This window comes from Seohaeicola zhoushanensis (genome assembly GCF_014656415.1).
Lineage (GTDB): Bacteria > Pseudomonadota > Alphaproteobacteria > Rhodobacterales > Rhodobacteraceae > Seohaeicola_A > Seohaeicola_A zhoushanensis.
Genome location: NZ_BNCJ01000017.1, coordinates 17,883 through 42,279 on the forward strand (window position 1 = coordinate 17,883; position 24,397 = coordinate 42,279).

Below are 24,397 nucleotides of genomic sequence, written 5' to 3' on the forward strand. Positions count from 1 at the left end.
GCTCAGTTCAGGTCGAACTTGCGCGACAGGCTCACGAAAACGCCGTTGGAGGTGCCACGCCCGAGGGTCGACGATGTTGGCGCCCCGACGGCAACCTCTTTGCGGGCATTGTAGTTGATGCCGGCGTCGAGGTTCCAATCCTCGGTGAGGGCACGGCTGTAGCCCATCGAAATGGTCGTCCGCGTTGTCTGGTTCGCAGTGCCGGTGCCATCGACAAGGAAGTAGGAGGCATTCGCGAAGAGACTGGAGGTCTCGTTGACCTGGTGACTGTATCGCGCGGCCAGCGAGGTGGTGAAACGATCCTCGTTGTTGGCGTCCGCCTGCACCGAGCGGTTCAGGCTCAGGGACAGGCTGCCCGAGGGCAGCGTCTGGCGCCAGTTCACGCCGCCGATCAGCCTGGCCGAGGAGCCGGCGATGCTCGACGCGCCGATGTCGAACCCGATGCTGCCCGTCGGCAAAACATACTGGCGCCCGACCCTCAGCGTATCGACTGCACCGCTGTCGGATCGTGACACACTGTAGGAGGCGGAGAGCGAGCCGGATGGCAGCGGTGTCGCGTAGGACAGGCTGCCGGTGACGCCGGTCGAATCCTTCGAGGTTGTGCCAGTGTTTTTCGAATCGGCCTTGGTATAGCCGATCCGGGCGGAAAGTGACGCGCCGCTTGCGAGGTCATGGTCGAAGCCGACGGCCGCCGACTGCGACTTGTTCGTCGTGTTCAGGATATTGTTGTCGTACCGGCTGGCGCTGAGGTCGACCACGAGCGCCGTACCCGGCCGGAACCGGAAGAAGGTGCTCAGCTTGATAGAGCTGCGGTCATAGTCGGTCGGCTGGGCCGTCGTGGTGTTCAGGTATTGCACGCTGTCGCGGTTGATGCTCGCCCGGAAGCCGAGTGGAGCGTCGATGCCCGTCTCGTACATCAGCGCGAAGCGGCTTGCGCGGCGATCACCGGTGCCTTGCAGGCTGCCGAAGTCGCTGGGCGGGGTGACGACGTTATCTTCGTCGGTGAAATCCCACAGCGGCCGTGCAAGGGAGATCGCGCTTTCGGAATAGGCGGCGTCGAGTTGCAGCCGCGAGCGGGCGCCTTCGTGGGTGTAGAACAGCGAGGCCGCGGGATCGACGAAGCCAGTCTCGGTGGTGCTGCCGGCGGGCGTGCTGCCATAGCGCAGAGCGCCGCCGATCTGGAAGTTGAAGGTCTGGGTGGGCGTCTCGCTCGAAACGTTCAGCGCCACGCCGGTGGACGACAGCGTCGAGCGGCCTTCGCGCGGGTTGAGCGCGGTGCCGGTCCCGAGGGACAGGTTGTCGTAGCTGCCGAAGCTCTGCTGCAGGCCAAGCTGGACCCGCAGCCCCGCCGGACCGCTTTCGTCCTGCGCGAGCGATGGGCCGGTCAGATACACCAACAGGGCCGCGGCAGCGGTCCCTCCTATCACGCCCCTGTTCTTCACTGCCCTGCCCCGGACTCCCTGAACGTTATTCGAACAATCGCCGTGTCGGTACCACGATCACATCGCCGGTGGCGAGGACGGTGGCGCCGATCGAGTTCTTGCCTGCGAGAACGTCGTTATAGTTGAAACTGTAGACCGATTGTTTGCCCGAACGATCGGTGCGGCGCAACTGCACCCGCTTGACCGCGGCGAAACGGCTGAACCCGCCGGCCTGCGCCAGCGCCTGCAACAGGGTGGTGCCCCGCTTGACCTCGATCATGCCGGGCTTGTTCACCTCGCCCATGAAGTAGATCGCCATCTGGTAGGTCGCCACGCCGCCCGTCGCGGCCGGCGTGCCCAGCTGGGTCAGCGAAACGGTCACGGTCGGATCATTGGCGAAGTTGCTCGACAGCTTCGAGGTCACGTCGGCGCGCACTTCCTCGATCGTGCGCCCGGCCACCGAGATGGTTCCGGCCAGCGGCACGGTCACGCGCCCGTCGGGCAGAACCAGCGCATCACGGTTGATCGAGGAGTCTTCCAGCACCTCGAACCGCACGGTATCGCCCGGCTTGATCCGGTAATTGTCTTGCGCCAACGCGGCGGTCGATCCCGCCAGAACCAGAAACAGCGCACCCAGGTATTTCGAAATTCGCGTCATAGCAGACTCTCTGTCTTCAACTTCAGGCCCCTGATCGCTCAGGTTAAAGGTTTTTCTCGCACAGCCAAAGGGAATAGTCACCATCCCCCGGAATGAGCCCGCCAGGCGCCACGGACGTGCCGCCAGAGCAACACAGTCACCGCGATCCGGCGCTTATTGTTCACTAACCATCGGCGGGCCTGCGGGTCAACGGCCCTTCCAGACCGGCTCGCGCTTCTCGGCGAAGGCACGCGCACCCTCCACCTGGTCCTCGGAGCCGTAGAGCGTATCGACGGTTTCCAGCTGCCGCCGCGTGATCCGGTTCATCATGTCCTGGAACCGGGCGTCCTCGGCCTCGCGCACGATCTCCTTGATCGCGGCGTAGACCAGCGGCGGCCCCGAGGCGAGCAGCTGCGCCAGTTCCATCGCCCGCTCCATCAGCCGCGCGGGGGGCAGGATCTCGTTCACCAGGCCCCAGCGGTGGGCTTCCTGGGCATCGAACCAGCGGCCGGTGAGCAGTAGTTCCATGGCGATGTGATAGGGGATGCGCTTGGGCAGTTTCACGCTGGCGGCATCGGCCACGGTGCCCGAGCGGATCTCGGGCAGGGCAAAGGTGGCGTGGTCGGCGGCGAGGATCATGTCGGCGCTGAGTGCCAGTTCCAGCCCGCCACCGCAGGCGATGCCGTTCACCGCGGCGATCACCGGCTTGTTCATGCGGGGCAGCTCCTGCAAGCCCCCGAAGCCGCCGACGCCATAGTCGCCGTCGACCGCGTCACCCGCGGCGGCGGCTTTCAGATCCCAACCGGGGCAGAAGAAGCGCTCTCCCGCCGCCGTCAGGATGGCGACGCGCAGCTCGGGGTCATCACGGAACGCGCGGAAGGTCTCGCCCATCACCCGGCTGGTGGCAAGGTCGATGGCATTGGCCTTGGGCCGGTCGAGGATGACGGTGAGCACGGCGCCCTCGCGCCGCGTGATGATGGGGCTCATGGCTGGGCCTCCCGGATCAGGGCGTCTGCCGCCACCGCGCGGGACGGGGTGCAGATCAGCGGGTTGATTTCGATCTCTTCCAGTGTGGCGGCATGGGCGGTCACATAGGCCTGAACAAAGTCTATTGCGGCGAGAATCGCGTCGATATCGGCGGCGGGGCCTCCGCGATAGCCGGTCAGCAGCGGCGCGCAGCGCAGGTGCATCAGCGCTGCCTGAACCGCATCGCGCGGGGCCGGCACCAGCAGCGAGAGGCTATCCTGCATCAGCTCGGTCAGCACGCCGCCCGCGCCCAGTGTCAGCACGAAGCCATGCGCCTGGTCTCGCAGCACGCCGACCAGCAGCTCGGCCGCGCCGTCCGTCACCATCTCTTCCAGCAGGTAGGGGCCGGGGCCGATCTCTGCCGCCGCCTGTTCCAGGTCGCCGGGCCTCAGGCCCAGCCGCACGGCGCCATGGTCCGACTTGTGGGCGAGGCCGGTGCCCTTGAGCACCAGGGGCGGGGTCAGCCCCCTGGCGGCCTGTTCGAGATCACCGGCCTGGGCGAGCCACCCTGTTGGCACCGCCAGTCCGAAGCCGGCCAATGCCGCCTTGGCCTCGGCTTCGCCGATCAAGACCGCCTCGCGCGCCGGTCCAGGCAAGAGCAGCGGCGGGGCGGGCGGGGGCAGGGGCGTCGAGGCCGCCACCAGCGCCGCCAGCGCCTCGGGCAGGCCCTGTAACGGGGCGACGCCGCCGGCCATCAGCCGCGCGGCCACCGCCTCGGGCATCAGCTCGGGCAGGGTCGAGACCACGGCGAAGGGGGCGCCGGTCTCGGCCCGCACGTTCAGCGCCGCCTGGGTGGCGCAGTCCCAGTCGGTCGCATCGGTATGCGGGTAGTCGACCAGCGAGAGCGTTATGCCGATGCCCGCGCCGGTCATCGCGGCCCAGGCCCGCGTCATCGCCGCCGTGTCGCGCCAGATGTAGGTGTGGTAGTCGAGCGGGTTCGCCAAGGCCACCATCGGCCCCAAGGCCCCGCGTAGAGCCTGCTTCTGAGCCTGATCGAGCGGCGGAAAATGCAGCCCCGTGCCGCGCGCCAGGTCGGCCACGAGGCTCGCCTCGCCGCCCGAACAGCTGATCGAGGCCACCCCGCGCGAGGCCAGCCGCCCGCAGCAATGCAGCAGCTTCAGGGTTTCCAGGAAGGCCGGCAGGGTGTGCAGCCGCGCGATGCCGAGCCGGTCGAGCAGCGCCTGCGCCCCGGCATCGCCGCCGGCCAGAGAGGCGGTATGCGACACCGCCGCCGCCTGCGCCTGTTCCGAGGCCCCGACCTTGAGCGCCACCAGCGCCACGCCCCTGGCCCGCGCCTTCGAGGCGAGCATTTCCCAGCCGCGCAGGTTGCCGAAGCCCTCGACATGCAGCCCGATGGCGGTGATGCGGTCGTCGTCCAGCAGGGCGGCGGCGATCTCGGCCTGCGTTGTTTGCGCCATGTTCCCGCAGGCCACCATCATGGCAATCGGCAGGGCGCGCCGCTGCATGGTCAGGTTGATCGCGATGTTCGAGGATTGCGTCAGGATCGCCACGCCGCGTTCCACCGGGCGCATCCCGTGCTGGTCCGGCCAGATCGCCGCCTGGTCGAGCGCGTTGACGAAGCCATAGCAGTTGGGCCCCAGCAGCGGCATGTTGCCGGCGGCCGCCACCAGCCGCGCCTGCAGATCGCCGCCCGCCGCGTCCTCGGCCGCCGCCTCGGTGAAGCCCGAGGCGAAGCAGACCGCGCCGCCGGCCCCCATTGCGGCCAGTTCGGCCACGACATCGATCGTGGCCTGGCGGTTCACCCCGACAAAGGCCGCGTCGACCGGCCCCTCGACCTGCGCCAGGCTGCGCAGCGCCCGCCGGCCGGCGATCAGCTTGCCCTCGGGGTGCACCGGCACGATCAGCCCGCCATAGCCGATCCGCTCCGCCGCCCCGACAATCGCCGCGCACCAGGCGCCGCCGCCGATCACCGCGATGGTGCGCGGTTTGAACAGGCGGGAGAGGTCGCGGGTCATCTCAGGCCCCTGCGCTGGCGGCCAGGGGGGAGCCTCCGGCGGGGAATATTTGGGGCAAAAGGAAGCCGCAACGGTTTCTTAACCACCTTCCGCCAGGATGCCCGCACGGTACAGGCGGGGACGCCGATGACCGTGCAAGAGGAAGAGAACCCATCTCTTCGGGGGAGGGACATCGTGCCCTCCCCTTTTCCTTTTGCTTTGAATATCCTGGGGAGCGCGAGGGGTGAAACCCCTCGCCCGGGTCGGCGCGACGCAGTCGCGGCGAAACCCCTCATGCCCCCAGCGCGCGCAGCAGATCGCGGCTGATGATGTGCCGCTGGATCTCGCTGGTCCCGTCCCAGATCCGCTCGACCCGCGCGTCGCGCCAGAACCGTTCGAGCGGGTAGTCGTCCATCAGCCCCATCCCGCCATGCAGCTGGATCGCCGCATCGGTGACCCGCGCCAGCATCTCGGAGGCATAAAGCTTGGCCGAGGCGATCTCGCGGTTGGCGGGCAGGCCCTGGTCGAGCCGGTCGGCGGCGGCCAGCGTCAGCAGGTCTGCGGCGTCGATTTCGGTTATCATGTCGGCGAGCTGGAAGCTCACGCCCTGGAACTTGCCGATCTTCTGGCCGAACTGTTCGCGGGTGGCGGCATGGTCGAGCGCATAGTCGAAGACCCGCCGCGCCCGGCCCACGCACATGGCCGCCACGGTCAGGCGGGTTGCGTAGAGCCAGGTGTTCATCACCTCGAACCCGCCGTCGACCTCACCCAGCACCTGGGCATCCGGCAGGCGGCAGTCGTCGAATTCGAGGATCGAATTGGCATAGCCCCGGTGGCTCACCGACTTGTAGCCGGGCCGGATGGTGAAGCCCGGCGTGCCGCGGTCGACCAGGAAGGCGGTGATGCGTTTCTTCACGCCCTTCGGCGTTTCATCGGCGCCGGTGGCCATGAAGACGATGACGAAGTCGGCATGTTCCGCGCCCGAGATGAAGTGCTTGGTGCCGTTCGCCACCCAGTCGCCGCCCTCGCGCCGGGCCGTGCAGGTCATGCCGCGCACGTCCGACCCGGCGCCCGGTTCGGTCATCGCCAGCGCGTCCATCCGCTCGCCCCGCACCGCCGGCAGCAGGTAGCGGTCGACCTGTTCGCCCTGGCAGGCCATCAGGATGTTCTGCGGCCGCCCGAAGAAATGGGTCAGCGCCATCGAGCCGCGCCCCAGCTCGCGCTCGACGAGGGCGAATTCCAGGTGGTTCAGCCCGGCGCCGCCGACGCTTTCGGGGAAGTTGCAGGCATAGAAGCCGAGGTCGATGGTCTTGCGCCTGATCTCGGCGGCGATCTCGTCGGGCACCGTGCCGCTGCGTTCGACCAGCGCCTCGTGCGGGTAGATCTCCTTCTCGACGAAGGCGCGCAGGGTGGCGACAATCATCTCCTGCGCGTCGTTCAACCCGTATTGCATCGCCGCGCTCCGAACAGGCTCTAAGTGGCGTAATTCGACCCTTCGTCGTCGAGGATCAGCTTCAGCTCGCCGAGGTGCCGCTCGGCCTGGCCGGGGTAGTCGTCGACCTCCTGCGCGGTCTTGGCGGCGACCTCGTCCGAGAGGCGGCGCAGCGGCTGGCCGGTCTGCAGCGCGCGGATATAGGTCTCGGCGGCGCGCTCGAAGAAGAACATCCGGTTGAAGCAGTCGGCCACGTCCGAGCCGATCACCATGATCCCGTGGTTGCCCATGATCATGACCTTCTTCTTGGGGTCGGTGAACAGCGCCGCGACGCGTTCGCCCTCTTCCTCGAAGGCCAGCCCGCCGTAGTGGTCGTCGACCACCTGCCGGTCATGGAACATCGCCGAGTTCTGGTCGATCGCCGGCAGGTAGCTGTCGGCGAGGCTGGCCAGGACGGTCGAATGGATCGAATGCACGTGCATGGCGCAGCGGGCGAAGGGGACGTGGCGGTGGATCGCCGCGTGCAGCGCCCAGGCGGTCGGGTCGGGCGCGTCGGGGCCTTTCATCGCCTCAGGGTCGTTGGCGTCGAGTTCCAGCAGGTCGCTGGCGCGGATGCGGCTGAAGTGGACCTGGTTGCGGTTCATCAGGAAGCGGGTGCCGTCGTCGTTCACCGCGAGGCTGAAGTGGTTCGACACCGCCTCGTGCATGTTCAGCCGGGCGGTCCAGCGGAAGGCGGCGGCGAGGTCCACCCGTTCCTGCCAATGGGACATGTTGGGGCGCAGATTCGTGACGGCCATGAAATTTCTCCTTGTCTGGCCGTCAGCCTGCCGCCCCCGGCGCCCTTTGACCAACGAAAAATTTCCGGGTAATCCATTAGCGATACTTATGCCGGGATAATGGCAATGCAGTCGCTTCCCCCGCTGGGCTGGCTTCGCACCTTCGAGGCCGCCGCGCGCCACCTTTCCTTCACCGGGGCGGCGCGCGATCTGAACATGACGCAGAGCGCGGTGAGCCAGCAGGTCAAGGCGCTGGAAGAGCACCTTGGCCAGCCGCTGTTCATCCGCCGCCCGCGCGCGCTGGAGCTGACCGAGGCGGGCATCACCTATCTGCCGGTGGTGCGCGATGCCTTCCGCACGCTGGTGCGGGGTACCCGCGCGGTCACGGGGCGGCGCGGCGACGTGGTGCAGGTGATGTGCAACCTCACCTTCGCGGTGCATTGGCTGGCGCCGCGCCTCGCGGCCTTCCAGGCGGCGCATCCGGGCGTGCTGCTGAGCCTGACGACCGAACTCTGGGAGCCTCGCGAGCTGACCGAGGGGGCCGATATCGAGATCCGCTTCTCGCTGCGTCCGCCGGATACGGTGCGCCCGGAGCTGCTCTGGGCGGGCGCCTATTACCCGGTCTGCGCGCCGGGTTACGCGGTGAGCCTCGACGATCTGCACATGCAGCCGCTTTACGACTGCACCGGGCTGCTGGCGAACTGGTCGGCCTGGGCCGAGGACCAGCGCCTGCCCTGGCCCGATCCGCCGGTGACCTATGCGACGACCTTCACCGTGACGCTGGCGGTGGCGATGGCTGGCGGCGGGCTGGCGCTGGCCCATGACGCCATCGCCGCGCGGCTGATCGCCGAGGGCCGGCTGGTCGCGCCCTTCGCCCATCGTGCTGCGTTGCCCGAGGCCTATTACCTGATCCTCTCGCCCCAGGCCGAGCATTCGCCGGGCGCGCGCGCCTTCGTCAACTGGCTGCGCGGCGAGATCGGGGCCTGAGCCGGGCGGTCAGAGGGGCCGGCTCGGCACCCAGGCATAGCCGTTCTGGCAGAGGATATAGGCCTCGCGCAGTCCGTGCGGCTTGTCGGTCGGGGCCTGCAGCAGGGTTGCCCCGGCCGTTTCGGCGCGGGCGGCCGCCTTGTCGGGATCGCTTTCGTAGAGCCTGATTTCGATGCCCGCGCCGCGTGGCGGGCTCTCGGGCAGCAGGCCGAGGAGCGGGTTCGCGTGGTAGGTGCCGTCGGCGTGGATCTGGAACACCTGCGCGCCATAGGTGACGATGGCGAAGTCGTTCGTCACCTGGTGGCAGGCCATGCCGAAGACCTCGCGCAGGAAGGCGCATTGCGCCGGCACGTCGCGCACCAGCAGGTTCAGCCCGATGCCGCGCAGCGCCTTGCCGAAGTCGCCGGCCTTCACCGTTTCGTAGTCCATGCGCCCCTCCGGGATTATCCCGCCCGCCAAGCGACAGCTTCAAGATGAAGCTTTGATGAATGTACTCTGCCGCCCCTTGCGCCGCCCCCGCCATTCAGCACAATTGAAACATGAACACCAAGCCCTTCCCAAGCTGGCCCGACGTGGCCCCCCGCCTGATCGCCGTCGCCGCCGGACGCAGCCCCGCCGATACCGTGATCAAGGGCGGCATCTGGGTCAACGTCCAGACCCGCGAATGCCTGCCCGGATATGACATCGCCATCGCCGAGGGCCGCATCGCCTGCGTGGTGCCCGATGCCAGCTATTGCACCGGCCCCGATACCGAGATCATCGAGGCCAAGGGCCGCTACATGCTCCCCGGCCTCTGCGATGCGCATATGCACGTCGAGTCGGGGATGCTCACCCCCGCCGAATTTGCCCGCGCGGTGATCCCGCATGGCACCACCAGCATGTTCACCGACCCGCATGAGATCGCCAATGTGCTGGGGCTGGACGGCGTGCGGATGATGCATGACGAGGCGCTCATGCAGGCGGTCAACATCTTCACCCAGATGCCTTCCTGCGCGCCTTCCGCGCCGGGGCTGGAGACCACCGGTTACGAGATCACCCCCGAGGATGTCGCCGAGGCGATGACCTGGCCGGGGATCATCGGGCTGGGCGAGATGATGAATTTCCCCGGTGTCACCAACGCCGACCCCAAGATGCTGGCCGAGATCGCCGCCACCCAGCGCGCCGGCAAGACGGTGGGTGGCCATTACGCCTCGCCCGACCTTGGCCCCGCCTTCGCGGCCTATGTCGCCGGCGGTCCGGCGGACGATCATGAAGGCACCTCCGAGGCCGACGCCATGACCCGCGCGCGGCTCGGGATGCGGTCGATGATGCGCCTGGGCAGTGCCTGGTACGACGTCGAAAGCCAGATCACGGCGGTGACGGAAAAGGGCCTCGACCCGCGGAACTTCATCCTCTGCACCGACGACTGCCATTCCGGCACGCTGGTCCACGAGGGCCACATGAACCGCGTGGTGCGCCACGCCATTGCCTGCGGCTGCGACCCGCTGGTCGCCTTGCAGATGGCGACGATCAACACCGCCACGCATTTCGGGCTGGAGCGCGAGATCGGTTCGATCGCTCCCGGCCGCCGCGCCGACGTGATCCTGTCCTCGGACCTGGTGACGCTGCCGATCGAACTGGTGATCGCGCGGGGTCAGGTGGTTGCGAAGGACGGCCAGTGCCTGGCCGACTGCCCGCATTACGACTGGCCCGACGGCGCGCGCAATACCGTGCACCTGGGCCATGAGTTGAGCGCCCGCGACTTCGAGATCGCCGCCCCCGCCGGGGCCAATACCGCCCGCGCCAATGTGATCGGCGTGGTCGAGAACCAGGCCCCGACCAGGGCGCTCAAGGCCGATCTGCCGGTGCGCGACGGGCTGGTCGAGGGCGAGGGCGCGGTCTGCCAGATCGCGCTGGTCGAACGTCACCGTGCCACCGGCGGCGTGGTCAATGCCTTCGTCTCGGGCTTTGGCTACCAGGGCCGCATGGCGATGGCTTCGACCGTGGCGCATGACAGCCACCACATGATCGTGGTCGGCACCGACCGGGAACAGATGGCGCTGGCGGCCAACCGTCTCGCCGAGGTCGGCGGCGGCATCACCATCTGGCGCGACGGGCAGGAGCTGGCGCTGGTCGAGCTGCCCATCGCCGGGCTGATGTCCGACAGCCCCGCTCAGGAGGTCTCGGCCAGGGCGATGCAGATGGTCGAGGCGATGCAGGCCTGCGGCTGCACCCTGAACAACGCCTATATGCAGCACTCGCTGCTGGCGCTGGTGGTGATCCCCGAATTGCGCCTTTCCGACCTCGGGCTGGTCGATGTGCGCAGCTTCGAGCTGATCCCCTTGCTGGAACCCGCATCATGAGCCGCATCGAGACGCCCGACAGCTTCCGGGACGAGAGCTTCACCGATGCCACCGCCGCGGTGGACCGGCTGCAGGAGCTTTACACCGAGGCGACCGAGTTCCTCTGCGGCCACTTCATGCAGGTGATGAAGTCGGGCGCGCCCGGTTGTCGGATCCGCGCCTTCTACCCCGAGATCCGGCTTACCACGACGAGTTATGCCCGCATCGACTCGCGCCTCTCCTTCGGACATGTCGCGCTGCCGGGCACCTATTCGACCACGATCACCCGGCCCGACCTGTTCCGCAACTACCTGATCCAGCAGATCGGCCTGCTGATCCGCAACCACGGCCAGCCGGTCACCATCGGGCCGTCGCAGACCCCGATCCCGGTGCATTTCGCGGTGGCGACCAAGCCCGAGCTGACGGTGCCGCAGGAGGGCGCGGCGGGCCTGACCCTGCGCGACATCTTCGATGTGCCCGATCTCGCCACCACCAACGACGACATCGTCAACGGCACCCATGTGCCTGCGGACGGCATCGGCCCGCTCGCGCTCTTCACCGCGCAGCGCATCGACTATTCGCTGGCGCGCCTCAGCCATTACACGGCGACCGATGCCAGCCACTTCCAGAACCACGTCCTGTTCACCAACTACCAGTTCTACGTGACCGAGTTCGAGGCCTTCGCACGGGCGCAACTGGCCGATGCCGAGAGCGGCTATACCGCCTTTGTCAGCGCCGGGAATGCCGAGATCACCACGGCCGACGCGCCGCTCGACGCGCCGCTGCGGCTGCCGCAGATGCCGACCTATCACCTCAAGCGGGCCGATGGTTCCGGCATCACCTTGGTCAACATCGGTGTCGGCCCCTCGAACGCCAAGACCGCAACCGACCATATCGCGGTGCTGCGCCCGCACGCCTGGCTGATGGTCGGCCATTGCGCCGGGCTCCGGAACACCCAGGCGCTGGGCGATTTCGTGCTGGCCCATGCCTACCTGCGCGAGGACCACGTGCTCGACGACGACCTGCCGGTCTGGACGCCGATCCCGGCGCTGGCCGAGATCCAGATCGCGCTGGAGGAGGCGGTTGAGGAGGTGACGGGGCTGGAGGATTACGAACTCAAGCGGATCATGCGCACCGGCACCGTGGCCACCATCGACAACCGCAACTGGGAGCTGCGCGACCAGTCCGGCCCGGTGCAGCGGCTGAACCAGTCCCGCGCCATCGCGCTCGACATGGAGAGCGCCACCATCGCCGCCAACGGCTATCGCTTCCGGGTGCCCTATGGCACGCTGCTCTGCGTCTCGGACAAGCCGCTGCACGGCGAATTGAAGCTGCCCGGGATGGCCTCGGAATTCTACACGACACAGGTTTCGCGCCACCTCAAGATCGGTATAAGGGCGATGGAACGCCTGCGCACCATGCCGCTGGAGCGGATGCACAGCCGGAAATTGCGCTCTTTCGACGAGACGGCGTTCCTTTAAGCCCAAAAAAACGCGAAAAACAGGCGGATTTGGGCTTGGCTTTTTCCACTAGTCGTTGTGTTTTCCCACAACATCCCGCTAAAGTGCGCGGACGAGGCCCTATAGAGCGGGCAGTTGAAGGAGAACAAAAATGGCAAAAGCAATGACCAAGTCCCAGCTCGTCGCCGCACTGGCTGACGAAATGGGTTCCGACAAGAAAACCGCCGGCGGGGCACTGGACGCAGTTTGCGCGCTGATCACCCGTGAAGTCGCCGCAGGCGGCTCGGTCACGCTGCCCGGCGTCGGCAAGATCTACTGCCGCGAGCGCCCCGAGCGCACCGTTCGCAACCCGGCCACCGGCGAGTCCTTCACCAAGGAAGCCGACAAGGTCGTGAAGATGACCATCGCCAAGGCGCTCAAGGACAGCGTCAACGGCTGATCTCGCGCTTTCGCGACGATCATCTTCGGGCCGCTCCTCTGGGCGGCCCTTTTCTTTTGCGCGGGCGGTGGGGGCTTTGTGGGTTCGAAATATCCCCGCGCCACCCCACGGGCCGGCGGTAGCCCGGCCTACTCGGGCATGTGCTGGCGGATGAAGGGCTCCACGGCCTCGAAGAACTGGCGGAAGCAGGGCTGGCCCTCGACCACCACGTGGTTGCCTCCCGGCAGTTCGACAAAGCGCGCGCCGGGGATCGTGCGGGCGGCCCGGCGGCCCTCGGCGATCGGCACCGCCTGGTCGCCCGAGATATGCAGCACCAGCGTCGGCACGTTCAGCGCCACGGCCTCGGCCTGGGTATCGGCGGATGAATTCATCTCGTAGATCCGTTCGGCATTCCCGGCATTGATCGAGACGCGCTGCACCTCGTCGAAGCTGCTCTGGATCTCGCGCGGGGCGTCGGGCACGAAGGTCGCGGTGAAGAAGTTGCGGAAGACCGGCAGGTTCGATCCCCAGCCGTCGCGGATCATCACCTGGGCGGCGTGATACATCTTCTCCTCTTCCGGGTCGTTGCGCCGCAGCCGGCCCCGCAGGTAGCCGCCGAAGAGGATCAGGCAGGCCACCTGCTCGGGGTGCTTCTGCGCATATTTCACCGCGAAGGCGCCGCCCTGGCTGATTCCCAGCAGGGCAAAGCGTTTCAGCCCCGAGGCCGCCACCACCGCCTCCATGTCCTCGATCATCGCGTCGATGGAGATCCGCTCGACGTCCCAGTCCGACAGCCCGTTGCCGCGCTGGTCGAAGCGCACCAGCCGGTGATCTGCGGCCAGACGGTCGAGGAAGGGGCCGAACAGCGGGCTCTGCAGCTCGTATTCCAGGTGGTTGAGCCAATGCGGCGCGCGCAGCACCGGCGGCCCCTTGCCGATCGCCGCCCAGGCGACATGGGTGCCATCGGCCGAGGTGCAGAACTGCACCTCCTGCTGCAGCGCGGTGCCCACCACTTCGGGTTCCACCCGCGCCGCCGGGGTCCACTGCCAGACCCGCACCGGCCGCGTGATGTTCTTCACCCGCTGCCGCCCCATGTCGCGGAAGGGCTGGTCGAAGCGGTCCTGCACCGTCTGGTGCACGATATCCGAGATGCAGAGCCCGCCCGGCTCGGCCAGCCCTTCGAGCCGCGCCGCCACGTTCACCGCATCGCCGAACATGTCGTTCTCGTCAAAGATCAGGTCCCCCATGTTGATCCCGATCCGGTAGCGGATGCGCTGGTCGGGGTCGCTCTCGGCCTCGCGCAGGGGCATCTCGTGCTGGATGTCCATGGCGCAGCGCACCGCGTCCTGCGCCGAGGCGAACTCGGCCAGCAGCCCGTCGCCGGTGGTCTTGACGATGCGGCCCCGGTGGCTGGTGATCGCCGGGTCGATCAGCTCGCGCCGGTGCAGCTTCTGGCGCGAGAGCACGCCAAGCTCGTCCATTCCCATCAGCCGGGAATAGTCGGACATGTCCGAAACCAGCACGGCAGCGAGGCGTCTTTCCATCCCGCACCCCTTGGCGACCCGCCCCGACTCTACCAAAGATCCGGCAAAAACAAAGCGCCCCGAACAGGCTTTCCCCAGCCTTGCCTTCCCCGGTCAAATCGGGAAAGGTCGCGCCGCGCCCACCGGGCGCCAAGGGGGGAAGAACCAGCCAGATGGACATGCGCGCAATCCTCATGGGGCTGGCCTTCGCCTTCATGTGGTCCTCGGCCTTCACCTCGGCCCGGATCATCGTCGCCGATGCCTCGCCGCTGTTCTCGCTGGCGGCGCGCTTCCTGATCTCGGGGCTGATCGGCGTCACCATCGCCCGGCTGATGGGGCAGAGCTGGCGCCTGACCCCGAAGCAATGGTATGCGACTATCCTCTTCGGCATCTGCCAGAACGCGCTCTACCTCGGGCTGAATTTCGTCGCCATGCAGACGGTCGAGGCCAGCCTTGCCGCCATCATCGCCTCGACCATGCCGCTGCTGGTGGCGCTGGCGAGCTGGCTGATCTTCCGCGAGTCGCTGCGCCCGCTGGGCGTGATCGGGCTGCTGGCCGGGGTCGGCGGCGTCTGGCTCATCATGTCGAGCCGGATCAGCGCCGGGGTCGACCTGCACGGCGTCCTGCTCTGCGGCATCGGCGTGCTGGCGCTGACCTTCGCCACGCTGGCGGTGCGCGGCGCCACCTCGGGCGGCAATTTCCTGATGGTGGTCGGGCTGCAGATGTTCGTCGGAGCGGCGGTCCTCTTCCTGGCCGCGCTGGCCTTCGAGGACATCCGGGTCAACCCGACCTGGCCCTTGGCGCTGGCCTTCGCCTATACCACGCTGGTGCCCGGCCTGGCCGCCACCTTCATCTGGTTCCTGCTGCTCGACCGGATCGGGGCGACCCGCGCCGCCACCTTCCACTTCCTCAACCCGGTCTTCGGCGTCGCCATCGCCTCGGCCCTGCTTGGCGAAAGCCTAGGGCCCCGCGACGTGGTCGGCGTGCTGATCGTCACGGCCGGCATCTTCGCGGTGCAGCTCTCGCGCCAGCGCCGCCGACAGGCCTGAGCCGCCTCACTTCAGCAGCGGCTCGATCTCCTGCAGGATCGCCTTGGAATCGGGCCGCGTGGTCGACCCCCAGGTGCCCATCACCGCCCCGTCCGGCCCGACCAGGATCTTGTTGAAGTTCCAGCCCGGCTCGAAGCCGGTCTCGGCCTTCACCGCCTTGAAGAAGGGATGCGCCTGCGGGCCGCGCACATGGGTGATATCGGTCATCGGCAGGGTCAGGTCGTAGTTCAGCTCGCAGAAGGCCTTGACCTCTGCGGCGCTGCCCAGCTCCTGGTTGAAGTCGTCCGAGGGCACCGCCAGCACCACCAGCCCGCGCGCGCTGTAGGTGTCGAACACCTTCTGCAGGGCCGCATATTGCGGCGTGAACCCGCATTGCGAGGCGGTATTGACCACCAGCACCGGCCGCCCGCGCCAGGCCTCGAGCGACAGCGTGCCGCCGTCGATCGAGGCGAACGTGCCGCCCACACCCGCCAGTGCCGGCAATCCGGCCAGGACCAGGCAGAGCGCCAGGACATGTCTCAGCATCATCTATCCTCCATCGCCTATGCAAGGCATACGCGCGCCGCCCGGCTCCGGATCACCTGCACGAGCGCGCGAGCCGTGGTAATATACCGTTGCTTTCCCCCCGCGCGGCCCCAGATACTGGCCACGAGCTCGGACATGAGGATACCATGAAAACCTATACCAAGGACCCGGCCCGCATCGCGCAGCTGTCGCGCGAGGAGTTCTACGTGACGCAGCAGAGCGGCACCGAACGCCCCGGCACCGGCAAGCTGCTCTACAACAAGGAACCGGGCATCTACGTCGACATCGTCTCGGGCGAACCGCTCTTCGCCTCGGCCGACAAGTTCGAAAGCCATTGCGGCTGGCCGAGCTTCACCAGGCCGATCGCCAATGTCGAGGAGTTCGAGGACCGCACCCACGGCATGATCCGCACCGAGGTGCGCTCGAAGCATGGCGACAGCCATCTCGGCCACGTCTTCCCCGACGGGCCGCGCGACCGTGGCGGGCTGCGCTACTGCATCAACTCGGCCTCGCTCCGCTTCGTGCACCTGCGCGACATGGAGGCCGAGGGCTATGGCGACTATATCGACCAGGTGGAGGACATCGCATGACAACCGAACGCGCCGTGCTGGCCGGGGGCTGCTTCTGGGGGATGCAGGAACTGCTGCGCCACAAGCCCGGCATCCTGAAGACCCGCGTCGGCTATACCGGCGGCGACGTGCCGAACGCGACCTATCGCAACCACGGCACCCATGCCGAAGGGGTAGAGATCCTCTTCGACCCGGCCAGGATCAGCTACCGCGAGATCCTGGAATTCTTCTTCCAGATCCACGATCCGACCACGCTGAACCGCCAGGGCAACGACGTCGGCCTGTCCTACCGCTCGGCGATCTATTATGTCGACGAGGCGCAGAAGGCCGTCGCGCTCGACACCATCGCCGATGTCGACGCCTCCGGCCTCTGGCCGCGCCGGGTGGTGACCGAGGTGGAGCCCGTGGGCGATTTCTGGGAGGCCGAGCCCGAGCACCAGGACTACCTCCAGCGCATTCCCCACGGCTATACCTGCCACTGGGTCCGCCCCGACTGGGTGCTGCCCAAGCGCGACGCCGCGGAATAGGGCCGCGAAACGCGGGAAGCAGGGCGCCACACCCCTGCTTCTCTTCTTCAAAAGTATCTCCGGGGGAGTCGCGCCGCAGGCGCGGCGGGGGCAGCGCCCCCGAAACGCCGCGTTGCGGGCCTTGGCAAGCACGGCTGTGGCGCGTATACGCGCGCACTGATCCGCAGCGAAGGGACGCGACATGGTCGGCAGTGCAAACCTCAACATCATGATCAAGGCCGCGCGCAAGGCGGGCCGTTCCCTGGTCAAGGATTTCCGCGAGGTCGAGAACCTGCAGGTCTCGATGAAGGGGCCGGGCGACTTCGTCAGCCGCGCGGACCACGCCGCCGAGAAGATCATCCGCGACGAGCTGACCGCCGCGCGCCCCTCCTATGGCTGGCTCGGCGAGGAAACCGGCACCGGCGAGGGCGAGGATCCGACCCGCCGCTGGATCGTCGACCCGCTCGACGGCACCACCAACTTCCTGCACGGCCTGCCGCACTGGGCGGTCTCCATCGCGCTCGAGCACAAGGGCCAGGTGGTGGCCGGCGTGGTTTATGACGCCGCCAAGGACGAGATGTTCTTCGCCGAGAAGGGCGAGGGCGCCTGGATGAACGACACCCGCCTGCGCGTCTCGGGGCGCAACCGGATGATCGAGTGCATCTTCGCAACCGGCGTGCCCTTCGGCGGCCGCCCCGACCTGCCCGAGACGCTCAAGGACCTGGCGCGCCTGATGCCGACCTGCGCGGGCGTGCGGCGCTGGGGCTCGGCGGCGCTCGATCTCGCCTATGTGGCGGCCGGGCGCTATGACGGCTACTGGGAACGCGGGCTGAACGCCTGGGACATCGCCGCAGGCATCGTCATCCTGCGCGAGGCCGGTGGCTTCGCCGAGCCGATCACGGTGGGCCGCGACCTGCTGGAAGACGGCGACATCGTTGCCGGCAACGGCGCGATCTTTGGCAATTTCGCCAAGATCATCCGCGGCTGACGCCGCCGGCGATCACGCAGATTTTGGCTGACAGGCGGCGGCGTCCGGGTAATCTCGGGCGCATGTTCCGCCTGTTTCTCCTCGCCCTCCTGTCCTGCCTGCCCGCCGCGCTCTCGGCGCAGGCTCAGGTGCAGACCCGCCAGCCGAGCCATTGCATCGCCATCGCCGATGCCGCGCCGGGCCTCGAATACATCCAGAAAGCCTCCTGGAGCGATGCCGTGCCCGCCGACACGGTGCGCATCAGCTACATCGCCCACGCCAGCTTCCTGATCCAGACCCACGGCGGGCTGAACGCGGTCACCGACTACACCGGCTTCATCGGCACCGTGCCGCTGATCCCCGACGTGGTGACGATGAACCACGCCCACGAGACCCACTGGACCACCGCCCCCGACCCGGCAATTCCCCATGTGCTCGAAGGCTGGGGCGATTTCGGTCTCGGGGTGCAGCACCATCTCGACCTCGGCGAGATGCTGGTGCGCAACGTCTCGACCGATATCCGCTCGCGCTGGGGCGGGGTCGAGACCAACGGCAATTCGATCTTCGTCTTCGAGGTTGCGGGCCTCTGCATCGGCCATCTCGGCCACCTGCACCACGTCCCGACCGACGACCAGTTCGCGGCGTTGGGGCGACTCGACGTGGTGATGGCCCCGGTCGATGGCGGCAACACCCTGCCGCTGGCCGACATGATCGCGGTGCTCAAGCGGCTGAAGTCGTCGCTGGTGATTCCGATGCACTGGTTCTCGGGCATGGCGCTGGACGAATTCCTCGCCGGCATCTCGCCCGATTTCGAGGTGGTGCGCACCGAGGAGTCCTCGATCGAGGTCTCGCTGCGCACGCTGCCGACGCGGCCCACGGTGCTGACGCTGATGCCGCGCTACCTGATCGAGCCCTAAGCCGCGCCTTGCACGATGGGCCGCGAATGGGCATGGATTGCGCATGAGCCTCAATCCCGCCGACACCCGTTTCGCCGACCACCTTCGCAGCCTGCTCCCCGCGGATCGCATCCGCGCGGTCGAGCCGCGCTATCTCGAGGATCCCCGCGACATCGCCCATGGCCGGGCCGGGGTGGTCGCGGTGCCGAAGACCACCGAGGAGGTCGCCGTGCTGATCCGCGCGGCGGGCGAGGCGCGGGTCGGGGTGATTCCCTACGGCGGCGGTACCGGGCTGGTGGGTGGGCAGGTGATGCCCGACGGCCCCGCGCCGATGGTGCTCTCGCTCGAACGGATGGCGGCGATCCGGGCAGTCTACCCGGAGGAAAACGTGCTGATCGCCGAGGCTGGGGCCATCCTCGCCGACGTGCAGGCCGCCGCGCGCGAGGCGAACCGGCTGTTCCCGCTCTCGCTCGCCGCCGAGGGTTCGTGCCGGATCGGCGGCAACCTGGGCACCAATGCCGGCGGGGTGAACGTGCTGCGCTATGGCAATACCCGCGACCTCTGCCTCGGGCTCGAGGCGGTGCTGCCGGACGGCAGCATCTGGCATGGGCTGACCAGGCTCCGGAAGGACAACACCGGCTATGACCTCAAGAACCTGCTGATCGGCGCCGAGGGCACGCTGGGCGTCATCACCGCCGCGACGCTCAAGCTCTCGCCGGTGCCGGCTGGGCGCGGCACGGCGCTGATCGCCGTGGCCTCGCCGCGCGCCGCGCTCGACATGCTCGCGCTGGCGCGCGACCATCTGGGCGAGGGGGTCAGCGCCTTCGAGCTGATCCACCGCCAGGGCCTCGACTTCCAGGCCGAGGTGCTGCCGCAGATCCGCCAGCCCTGGTCCGAGCCGCCGGAATGGTGCGTGCTGATCGACGTCGGCCTGGCCCGCGGGCTGGACCCGCAGCAGGCGCTGGCCGATCTCTTCGAGGCGGCGATGGAGCGCGACCTGGCTTATGACGGGCTGATCGCACAGAACGAGGCGCAGGCGCAGGACTTCTGGACCGTGCGCGAACACCTGCCCGAGGCGAACCGCAAGATCGGCGCGGTGTCGAGCCACGACATCTCGCTGCCGCTGGGTGCACTGCCCGAGTTCCTGGCCACCGCCCCGGCCGAGATCGCCCGCCACGGCGATTTCCGCATCAACTGCTTCGGCCACCTCGGCGACGGCAACCTGCATTACAACATCTTCCCGCAGAAGGGCCGCACCCGCGCCGAATACGCCAACGTCAAGGAAGCCGCCCGGCAGGCGATCTACGACATGGTGGTCGGCTTCGGCGGCTCGTTCAGCGCCGAGCACGGCGTGGGCCGCGCCAAGGTCGGCGAGCTGGAACGCTACGGCGATCCGGCCCGGCTGGCGGCGATGCGCGCGATCAAGGCGGCGCTCGATCCGCTGGGCATCATGAACCCCGGCGCGGTGCTGCGATAAAAACATTCGCACAAATGCGAATTTGTGTATCAATTGCCTGACTGGCGGGCCTGTCGTCCCGCCGGCATCAGGGAGGAAATCACAAATGAAGCAATTTCTGGCCGCCGCGGCCATCGGCCTCGCGCTTGCCACCTCGGCCCTGGCCGAGGGCGCGATGCACAAGATTGCCGTTCACGTCGACGAGAACGACCCCGCGGTGATGAACATGGCGCTGAACAACGTCCAGAACGTGATCGCCTATTACAAGGAGAAGGGCGACACCGTCGAGATCGAGGTGGTCACCTACGGGCCCGGCCTGAACATGCTGGTGGCCGACAAGAGCCCGGTCAAGGACCGCATCAGCGCGATGAGCCTGGAACATGACAACGTCGTCTTCGCCGCCTGCGGCAACACGCTGGCCGCGATGAAGAAGAAGGCCGGCGGCGACGTGCCGCTGATGTCCGAGGCGCAAGTGGTGCCCTCGGGCGTGGTGCGTCTGGTCGAACTGCAGGAAGCCGGCTACGCCTACGTGCGTCCCTGAACGGGGCGCGGGCGGCGTGGCCTATTGCTGCTGCGCCGCCAGGTAGCCGATACCGGCGGCAACGATCAGCCCGAGAATGACGGCAATGGCGATCTTGATCGCCGAATAGGGCCGCTCGCCCTGCACCCGCCCCGACTGGCCGTTGACGACAAAGCGGTAGGTCTTGTCGCGGTATTTGTAGGCCGCCAGCCAGACCGGCAGCAGGATGTGCTTGAAGGTCACGTCGCGCACGTCGGTGTCGATGTTGTGGATGCGCTGCTGGTCGCCGCCGATGTCGAAGCGCACGTCGCGCTCGATCACCCGCGCCATCTGGGCCCGGGCGTCCTGGTGGCCTTCCTCAAGCGTCACGGTATAGGCCTCGGCCCGGAACCCGGCGAGGAACTGCGGCTGGTAGGGGACAAGGGCCGAGAGGTCCCATGGCTCCAGCGCCTCGGTATACTTGCGCGGCAGGCTCTTCGAGGCCAGCACCAGCACGTCGTCGAAGAACCGCGCCACCCGGCCGCGCACCGGGGTCCAGCGGATCTTGGCAACTTGCTGCTGCACCCGCTTGCCGTCACGCACCACGGTGACCGTCTCGTAGTAGATCGTCCCGCGCTCGCCCGAATAGGCTGACTTGGTGTCGGCGTCGAAGGTCCAGTAGGGCACGTAGATGCCGGTCATCCTGCGGCCCTTGCGGGCGTATTCCTGCAGTCCGTTCGGCGCGAACCAGAGGCGGCCCAGCCAGTCGGTCATCGCCTTGTGCGCGCTGCGTTCGTCCACCGCGAAGGGCATCACGCCCTTGGGTTTGAGATGCCGGCTCTCGCCGGTATCGGTCACCACCGGGGTGGCGCAGAAGGGGCATTCGGCGGCATGTACGGCGGGGTCGAACTCGAACTGCGCGCCGCAGTTGGGGCAGGAGACGACCCGCGTCACCTCGGTCTCGGCCTCGGGCAGGCGGCGCGCCATGGCCGCCTCGAAGTCGAGCTCCTTGAGCGCCGGGGGGCGGGCCGTGCCGCCCATCGGCTCGACATTGCCGCAATGGTCGCATTTCAGCACGCCCTCGGCCGGTTCGAACCGCATGTCCGCGCCGCATTGGTCGCAGGGAAACCGGTGTTCCTCGGTCGGAGTGCTTCTGTCGTCCATCGCCTGCCTGCGTCTTGCCTGTTCTCCCAAGGATAGAGGCTGGCGCGGCGGCGGCAACCCGGATCAGGCGCGCGGGCGGGTCATCCGCGTCAGCGTGCCGTCGCGCCGCACCAGCTGGTGCCAGATCGCCACCGCGGCATGGCCCAGGGCGACGATCAGCAGCGCGTTTGCCGCCACGGCATGCACGTCGCCGGCCTCGCCCACGCCGGCATACCAGGTCAGCGCGCCCAGGCCCGGCACCGCGATCATCAGCGCATAGAGCAGCCGGTGCCCCCAGAGCGCCGCCGCCTCGAGCAGGGGCGAGCTTTGCATGGGGATCGGAGCGCCCTGCAGCGCGCGCACCAGGATACGCAGCAGGATCAGCGCGAAGACCGCGCTGCCGATCCAGACGTGCACGGTATTGCCGGTAAACCCCGTCTCGCCGGCCTCGAGCCGCTGGCGCAGCGCGCGGCCCATGCCGTCGCTGATGAACCAGGCGGCGGTGATCAGTATGGCGATCAGCCAATGCAGCGAGATCTGCAGGCGGGAATAGGCAACTGCGGTGCTCATCGGGTCATCCTTTGCGAAACCGGGACATGTCCTTGCTACGTAGGAGCCGATTCTTTCCGTCGCCTTACGGGGCCGGCGGCGGCGGAGGCGGCGGCATGATGGTGAAGAGCTGTGCCAGTTCGGTCACGTCTCCGGCGCGCTTCCAGCCGTCCTGCCCGGCGGTCCAGACCATGCTCTCGCGCGTCAGCTTGCCATCCGTGACCATGCGCCCCAGCGAGGCCTTGGAGAAGGGGCCGCTGGTCTGGCCGTTCTCGGCGATGTGCCAGACATGCTCGACCGGCGGCGGGGGCGGGGCCGGGGGCGCCGAATGGGCCGGGGCCTGCCCCCAGGGACCGGGCTGCGCCGCGGGGGCCGCGCCCCAGGGGCCCTGCTGCGCCATCTGCGCGCCCATCGCCATGCCCATCCCGGCACCGAGACCCGCGGCCATGCCGCCACCGCTCGGATTGGCCGCAGCCGCCGTCAGCGCCTCGGCCGCCGAGAACTGGGTATACTTGCCGAGGTCGCCCACCAGCCCCATCGAGGTCCGCTTGTCCAGCGCCGCCTCGACGGCGGGAGGCAGCGAGATGTTCTCGATGTAGAGCTCGGGGATGGTCATGCCATAGCCCGCGATCGTCTCGGAAATCGCCTTGGCGATGATCTTGCCCAGATCGGCGGTATTGGCCGCCATGTCGAGCACCGGGATGCCCGACCCGGCCACCACGCGGCTGAACTCCTGCACGATGATGTTGCGGATCTGGAAGCTGATCTCGTCCGAGGTGAATTCGCCATCGGTGCCGACGATCTCGGTCATGAAACGGCCGGGATCGGTCACCCGCATCGAATAGGTCCCGAAGGCGCGCAGCCGCACCGGCCCGAATTCCGGGTCGCGCGCGATGATCGGGTTCTTGGTGCCCCATTTGAGGTCGTTGAACCGGGTGGTGTTGACGAAATAGATCTCCGACTTGAACGGCGACTTGAAGCCGTGGTCCCAGTGCTGGAGCGTCGTCATGATCGGCATGTTGTTGGTCTCGAGCATGTAGAGACCCGGCGTGAACACGTCGGCCAGCTGGCCCTCGTGGATGAACACCGCCGCCTGCCCCTCGCGCACCGTCAGCTTGGCGCCATACTTGATCTCGTGCCCATGCCGCTCGAACCGCCAGACCATGGTGTCGCGGGTATCGTCCACCCAGTGGATGACGTCGATGAATTCGCCGCTGAGGAAGTCGAAAATGCCCATGAATCAGGTCCTTTTCAGGTCAACACAATATCACGACGACCCGCCCATCAGCTCCTGCGCGATGGTCTGCGCAATGGGGCGGGCCTGTTCTGCCGTCATACCCGGTTTCAGGCGGGGATCATACAGCATCTTCAGGATCATCTCGTCATGCGCCGTCAGCAGCGCGAATTCGTCGTCGTCGTTGAAGATCGACGGGCGGGCGCGCGGGCTGTCGTTGGGCACGCCCAGGCCCTGGGCGATCTCCTCGTGGATGCAGCTCTCGCGCATCAGGCCGGCGTGTTCGTCGCGGATCAGCGCGATGGCGGCGGAATGGGTGAAGGTGCCTGGGTTCGGCACGCTCAGCACCAGGCAGTAATACTGGCGCGGCAGGTCCATCAGCAGCGCGGTATCGGCGCGGGTCAGCTGCGGCAGCAGCTCGCGGGCGCGCTGCGCGACAAAGGCCTTGTCGTCCTCGCCAACGATCAGGACGTGGAAATTCGCGCCACGCTCGACCGTGCTGACCGGATGTCTCGTCACCCGCGCCAGCCGGCTGGCATAGGCCGAGATCGCGCTGCGGTCCTGCTTGCGCCGCGCCTCGGATACCGAGGGGCCGAATTCCAGCCCGAGGCGCACCGGCGCGGCCCAGCGGTTCAGCCGCCCGCCCGAGCCGGCACCGCGCTGGTATTCGTCGCTGAAGACCAGCGTCTCGAAGTCACGGACGAGGTCGTCCGCGGTGAAGGGCGTATCCGGCCCGCCGCCATCGGTGCGCATCAGCCCGCGCGCCACCTGGTCGCTTTCCAGCCGGCGGTAATAGGCGGCCAGTTCGGCGCTTGCGGCCGAAGGTTCGGGCTCGGTGACATGCGGCTGCACCGGCCGTGTCGGCGGGGCCGAGCCGGCACGGGGCAGGGGATCGGTGCAGGAGGCCAGGGCCATTCCCGCCAGGAGCAACGCCAGGGCAAAGCGCTTCATCGGTCGGCCCGTCCCCCGGTCCGCGTGCGGTACGTCACCGCAACAGGGCGCGTTGCGGGAAGGGGCTGGCTCCTCCCGCTCTGCCGCGTGGCATGGC

General features: G+C 67.9%; 24 protein-coding genes. 11 read left to right on the forward strand and 13 right to left on the reverse strand.

The genetic code is table 11. The features are described 5' to 3' along the window. Positions 1-2: 2 nt before the first annotated feature. The 6 genes from IE266_RS20510 to IE266_RS20535 form a co-directional block, all read right to left on the reverse strand. Positions 3-1,394, reverse strand: coding sequence for a hypothetical protein (locus IE266_RS20510; protein ID WP_189681997.1), 1,392 nt, complete (start codon positions 1,392-1,394; stop codon positions 3-5). A 73-nt stretch (positions 1,395-1,467) separates the two neighbouring features. Further along, the gene (locus IE266_RS20515; RefSeq protein WP_189681998.1) at positions 1,468-2,079 is read right to left on the reverse strand and encodes a polysaccharide biosynthesis/export family protein; all 612 of its coding nucleotides are present in this window, start codon (positions 2,077-2,079) and stop codon (positions 1,468-1,470) included. A 186-nt stretch (positions 2,080-2,265) separates the two neighbouring features. Further along, positions 2,266-3,045: a carnitinyl-CoA dehydratase gene (locus IE266_RS20520; RefSeq protein ID WP_189681999.1), complete on the reverse strand. Its 780-nt coding sequence runs from the start codon at positions 3,043-3,045 to the stop codon at positions 2,266-2,268. Then, the gene (locus IE266_RS20525; RefSeq protein WP_189682000.1) at positions 3,042-5,060 is read right to left on the reverse strand and encodes an acetate--CoA ligase family protein; all 2,019 of its coding nucleotides are present in this window, start codon (positions 5,058-5,060) and stop codon (positions 3,042-3,044) included. Before IE266_RS20525 ends, IE266_RS20520 begins: the two co-directional genes overlap by 4 nt. A gap of 271 nt (positions 5,061-5,331) precedes the next feature. Then, a complete protein-coding gene (locus IE266_RS20530) occupies positions 5,332-6,492 on the reverse strand; it encodes an acyl-CoA dehydrogenase family protein (RefSeq protein WP_189682001.1) in 1,161 nt (386 codons plus the stop codon). A gap of 20 nt (positions 6,493-6,512) precedes the next feature. Next, a complete protein-coding gene (locus tag IE266_RS20535) occupies positions 6,513-7,268 on the reverse strand; it encodes a class II aldolase and adducin N-terminal domain-containing protein (protein WP_189682002.1) in 756 nt (251 codons plus the stop codon). A 105-nt stretch (positions 7,269-7,373) separates the two neighbouring features. Here IE266_RS20535 and IE266_RS20540 point away from each other — a divergent pair, with 105 nt between their 5' ends. After that, a complete protein-coding gene (locus IE266_RS20540; protein WP_189682003.1) occupies positions 7,374-8,234 on the forward strand; it encodes a LysR substrate-binding domain-containing protein in 861 nt (286 codons plus the stop codon). A 9-nt stretch (positions 8,235-8,243) separates the two neighbouring features. Here IE266_RS20540 and IE266_RS20545 read toward each other — a convergent pair whose 3' ends face one another. Continuing rightward, positions 8,244-8,663 carry a VOC family protein gene (locus IE266_RS20545; protein ID WP_189682004.1) on the reverse strand — a complete coding sequence of 140 codons (420 nt, stop codon included), beginning with the start codon at positions 8,661-8,663 and terminating at the stop codon, positions 8,244-8,246. A gap of 110 nt (positions 8,664-8,773) precedes the next feature. On the opposite strand from IE266_RS20545, the gene ade reads away from it, so the two are divergent. From ade to IE266_RS20560, 3 genes are all read left to right on the forward strand, one after another. Continuing rightward, the gene (ade, locus tag IE266_RS20550) at positions 8,774-10,576 is read left to right on the forward strand and encodes an adenine deaminase (protein ID WP_189682005.1); all 1,803 of its coding nucleotides are present in this window, start codon (positions 8,774-8,776) and stop codon (positions 10,574-10,576) included. Beyond that, on the forward strand, positions 10,573-12,036 hold the full coding sequence (locus IE266_RS20555) for an AMP nucleosidase (protein ID WP_189682006.1): 1,464 nt from the start codon (positions 10,573-10,575) through the stop codon (positions 12,034-12,036). The genes ade and IE266_RS20555 overlap by 4 nt, the downstream gene beginning before the upstream one ends. A gap of 130 nt (positions 12,037-12,166) precedes the next feature. Then, entirely contained in the window at positions 12,167-12,454 is a 288-nt protein-coding gene (locus tag IE266_RS20560; protein ID WP_189682007.1) for an HU family DNA-binding protein, read from the forward strand. A gap of 128 nt (positions 12,455-12,582) precedes the next feature. Here the strand turns inward: IE266_RS20560 and IE266_RS20565 are convergent, their stop codons facing one another. Continuing rightward, positions 12,583-13,977 carry an alpha/beta fold hydrolase gene (locus IE266_RS20565; RefSeq protein WP_189682008.1) on the reverse strand — a complete coding sequence of 465 codons (1,395 nt, stop codon included), beginning with the start codon at positions 13,975-13,977 and terminating at the stop codon, positions 12,583-12,585. A gap of 152 nt (positions 13,978-14,129) precedes the next feature. On the opposite strand from IE266_RS20565, the gene IE266_RS20570 reads away from it, so the two are divergent. Next, positions 14,130-15,005 carry a DMT family transporter gene (locus IE266_RS20570; protein ID WP_189682009.1) on the forward strand — a complete coding sequence of 292 codons (876 nt, stop codon included), beginning with the start codon at positions 14,130-14,132 and terminating at the stop codon, positions 15,003-15,005. Between the two features lie 6 nt (positions 15,006-15,011). On the opposite strand, the gene IE266_RS20575 is transcribed toward IE266_RS20570, so the two are convergent. After that, on the reverse strand, positions 15,012-15,530 hold the full coding sequence (locus IE266_RS20575) for a glutathione peroxidase (RefSeq protein WP_189682010.1): 519 nt from the start codon (positions 15,528-15,530) through the stop codon (positions 15,012-15,014). A 146-nt stretch (positions 15,531-15,676) separates the two neighbouring features. Between IE266_RS20575 and msrB the strand changes: the two genes are divergently transcribed. From msrB to IE266_RS20605, 6 genes are all read left to right on the forward strand, one after another. Further along, a complete protein-coding gene (gene msrB, locus IE266_RS20580; protein ID WP_189682011.1) occupies positions 15,677-16,120 on the forward strand; it encodes a peptide-methionine (R)-S-oxide reductase MsrB in 444 nt (147 codons plus the stop codon). Beyond that, positions 16,117-16,626, forward strand: coding sequence for a peptide-methionine (S)-S-oxide reductase MsrA (gene msrA / locus IE266_RS20585; protein ID WP_189682012.1), 510 nt, complete (start codon positions 16,117-16,119; stop codon positions 16,624-16,626). Before msrB ends, msrA begins: the two co-directional genes overlap by 4 nt. A gap of 181 nt (positions 16,627-16,807) precedes the next feature. Continuing rightward, on the forward strand, positions 16,808-17,593 hold the full coding sequence (locus IE266_RS20590) for an inositol monophosphatase family protein (protein WP_189682013.1): 786 nt from the start codon (positions 16,808-16,810) through the stop codon (positions 17,591-17,593). A gap of 62 nt (positions 17,594-17,655) precedes the next feature. Continuing rightward, a complete protein-coding gene (locus IE266_RS20595) occupies positions 17,656-18,489 on the forward strand; it encodes an MBL fold metallo-hydrolase (protein WP_189682014.1) in 834 nt (277 codons plus the stop codon). 43 nt (positions 18,490-18,532) lie between these two features. Then, positions 18,533-19,945 (forward strand): FAD-binding oxidoreductase, encoded by a 1,413-nt coding sequence (locus IE266_RS20600; protein ID WP_189682015.1) that lies wholly within the window; start codon positions 18,533-18,535, stop codon positions 19,943-19,945. 85 nt (positions 19,946-20,030) lie between these two features. Beyond that, positions 20,031-20,465: a DsrE family protein gene (locus IE266_RS20605; RefSeq protein ID WP_189682016.1), complete on the forward strand. Its 435-nt coding sequence runs from the start codon at positions 20,031-20,033 to the stop codon at positions 20,463-20,465. A 21-nt stretch (positions 20,466-20,486) separates the two neighbouring features. Here IE266_RS20605 and IE266_RS20610 read toward each other — a convergent pair whose 3' ends face one another. The 4 genes from IE266_RS20610 to IE266_RS20625 all read right to left on the reverse strand — a co-directional run bounded on the left by IE266_RS20610 (position 20,487) and on the right by IE266_RS20625 (position 24,300). Beyond that, positions 20,487-21,587 (reverse strand): TFIIB-type zinc ribbon-containing protein, encoded by a 1,101-nt coding sequence (locus tag IE266_RS20610; RefSeq protein WP_189682017.1) that lies wholly within the window; start codon positions 21,585-21,587, stop codon positions 20,487-20,489. Between the two features lie 63 nt (positions 21,588-21,650). After that, positions 21,651-22,136 (reverse strand): cytochrome b, encoded by a 486-nt coding sequence (locus IE266_RS20615; RefSeq protein ID WP_189682018.1) that lies wholly within the window; start codon positions 22,134-22,136, stop codon positions 21,651-21,653. A 64-nt stretch (positions 22,137-22,200) separates the two neighbouring features. Next, positions 22,201-23,352 (reverse strand): SPFH domain-containing protein, encoded by a 1,152-nt coding sequence (locus tag IE266_RS20620; protein ID WP_189682019.1) that lies wholly within the window; start codon positions 23,350-23,352, stop codon positions 22,201-22,203. 30 nt (positions 23,353-23,382) lie between these two features. After that, on the reverse strand, positions 23,383-24,300 hold the full coding sequence (locus IE266_RS20625) for a DUF2927 domain-containing protein (protein ID WP_189682020.1): 918 nt from the start codon (positions 24,298-24,300) through the stop codon (positions 23,383-23,385). Between the last annotated feature and the right edge of the window lie 97 nt (positions 24,301-24,397).

Excerpts from the sequence above, each read along its gene's own strand:
- IE266_RS20600 (WP_189682015.1), top strand. The coding sequence starts at position 18,533 with ATGAGCCTCAATCCCGCCGACACCCGTTTCGCCGACCACCTTCGCAGC.
- IE266_RS20540 (WP_189682003.1), top strand. The coding sequence starts at position 7,374 with ATGCAGTCGCTTCCCCCGCTGGGCTGGCTTCGCACCTTCGAGGCCGCC.
- IE266_RS20545 (WP_189682004.1), bottom strand. The coding sequence starts at position 8,663 with ATGGACTACGAAACGGTGAAGGCCGGCGACTTCGGCAAGGCGCTGCGC.
- IE266_RS20610 (WP_189682017.1), bottom strand. The coding sequence starts at position 21,587 with ATGGACGACAGAAGCACTCCGACCGAGGAACACCGGTTTCCCTGCGAC.
- IE266_RS20535 (WP_189682002.1), bottom strand. The coding sequence starts at position 7,268 with ATGGCCGTCACGAATCTGCGCCCCAACATGTCCCATTGGCAGGAACGG.
- IE266_RS20590 (WP_189682013.1), top strand. The coding sequence starts at position 16,808 with ATGGTCGGCAGTGCAAACCTCAACATCATGATCAAGGCCGCGCGCAAG.
- IE266_RS20520 (WP_189681999.1), bottom strand. The coding sequence starts at position 3,045 with ATGAGCCCCATCATCACGCGGCGCGAGGGCGCCGTGCTCACCGTCATC.
- ade (WP_189682005.1), top strand. The coding sequence starts at position 8,774 with ATGAACACCAAGCCCTTCCCAAGCTGGCCCGACGTGGCCCCCCGCCTG.
- IE266_RS20595 (WP_189682014.1), top strand. The coding sequence starts at position 17,656 with ATGTTCCGCCTGTTTCTCCTCGCCCTCCTGTCCTGCCTGCCCGCCGCG.
- IE266_RS20525 (WP_189682000.1), bottom strand. The coding sequence starts at position 5,060 with ATGACCCGCGACCTCTCCCGCCTGTTCAAACCGCGCACCATCGCGGTG.
- IE266_RS20560 (WP_189682007.1), top strand. The coding sequence starts at position 12,167 with ATGGCAAAAGCAATGACCAAGTCCCAGCTCGTCGCCGCACTGGCTGAC.
- IE266_RS20620 (WP_189682019.1), bottom strand. The coding sequence starts at position 23,352 with ATGGGCATTTTCGACTTCCTCAGCGGCGAATTCATCGACGTCATCCAC.
- msrB (WP_189682011.1), top strand. The coding sequence starts at position 15,677 with ATGAAAACCTATACCAAGGACCCGGCCCGCATCGCGCAGCTGTCGCGC.
- IE266_RS20625 (WP_189682020.1), bottom strand. The coding sequence starts at position 24,300 with ATGAAGCGCTTTGCCCTGGCGTTGCTCCTGGCGGGAATGGCCCTGGCC.
- IE266_RS20530 (WP_189682001.1), bottom strand. The coding sequence starts at position 6,492 with ATGCAATACGGGTTGAACGACGCGCAGGAGATGATTGTCGCCACCCTG.
- IE266_RS20565 (WP_189682008.1), bottom strand. The coding sequence starts at position 13,977 with ATGGAAAGACGCCTCGCTGCCGTGCTGGTTTCGGACATGTCCGACTAT.
- msrA (WP_189682012.1), top strand. The coding sequence starts at position 16,117 with ATGACAACCGAACGCGCCGTGCTGGCCGGGGGCTGCTTCTGGGGGATG.
- IE266_RS20570 (WP_189682009.1), top strand. The coding sequence starts at position 14,130 with ATGGACATGCGCGCAATCCTCATGGGGCTGGCCTTCGCCTTCATGTGG.
- IE266_RS20575 (WP_189682010.1), bottom strand. The coding sequence starts at position 15,530 with ATGCTGAGACATGTCCTGGCGCTCTGCCTGGTCCTGGCCGGATTGCCG.
- IE266_RS20515 (WP_189681998.1), bottom strand. The coding sequence starts at position 2,079 with ATGACGCGAATTTCGAAATACCTGGGTGCGCTGTTTCTGGTTCTGGCG.
- IE266_RS20615 (WP_189682018.1), bottom strand. The coding sequence starts at position 22,136 with ATGAGCACCGCAGTTGCCTATTCCCGCCTGCAGATCTCGCTGCATTGG.
- IE266_RS20605 (WP_189682016.1), top strand. The coding sequence starts at position 20,031 with ATGAAGCAATTTCTGGCCGCCGCGGCCATCGGCCTCGCGCTTGCCACC.
- IE266_RS20555 (WP_189682006.1), top strand. The coding sequence starts at position 10,573 with ATGAGCCGCATCGAGACGCCCGACAGCTTCCGGGACGAGAGCTTCACC.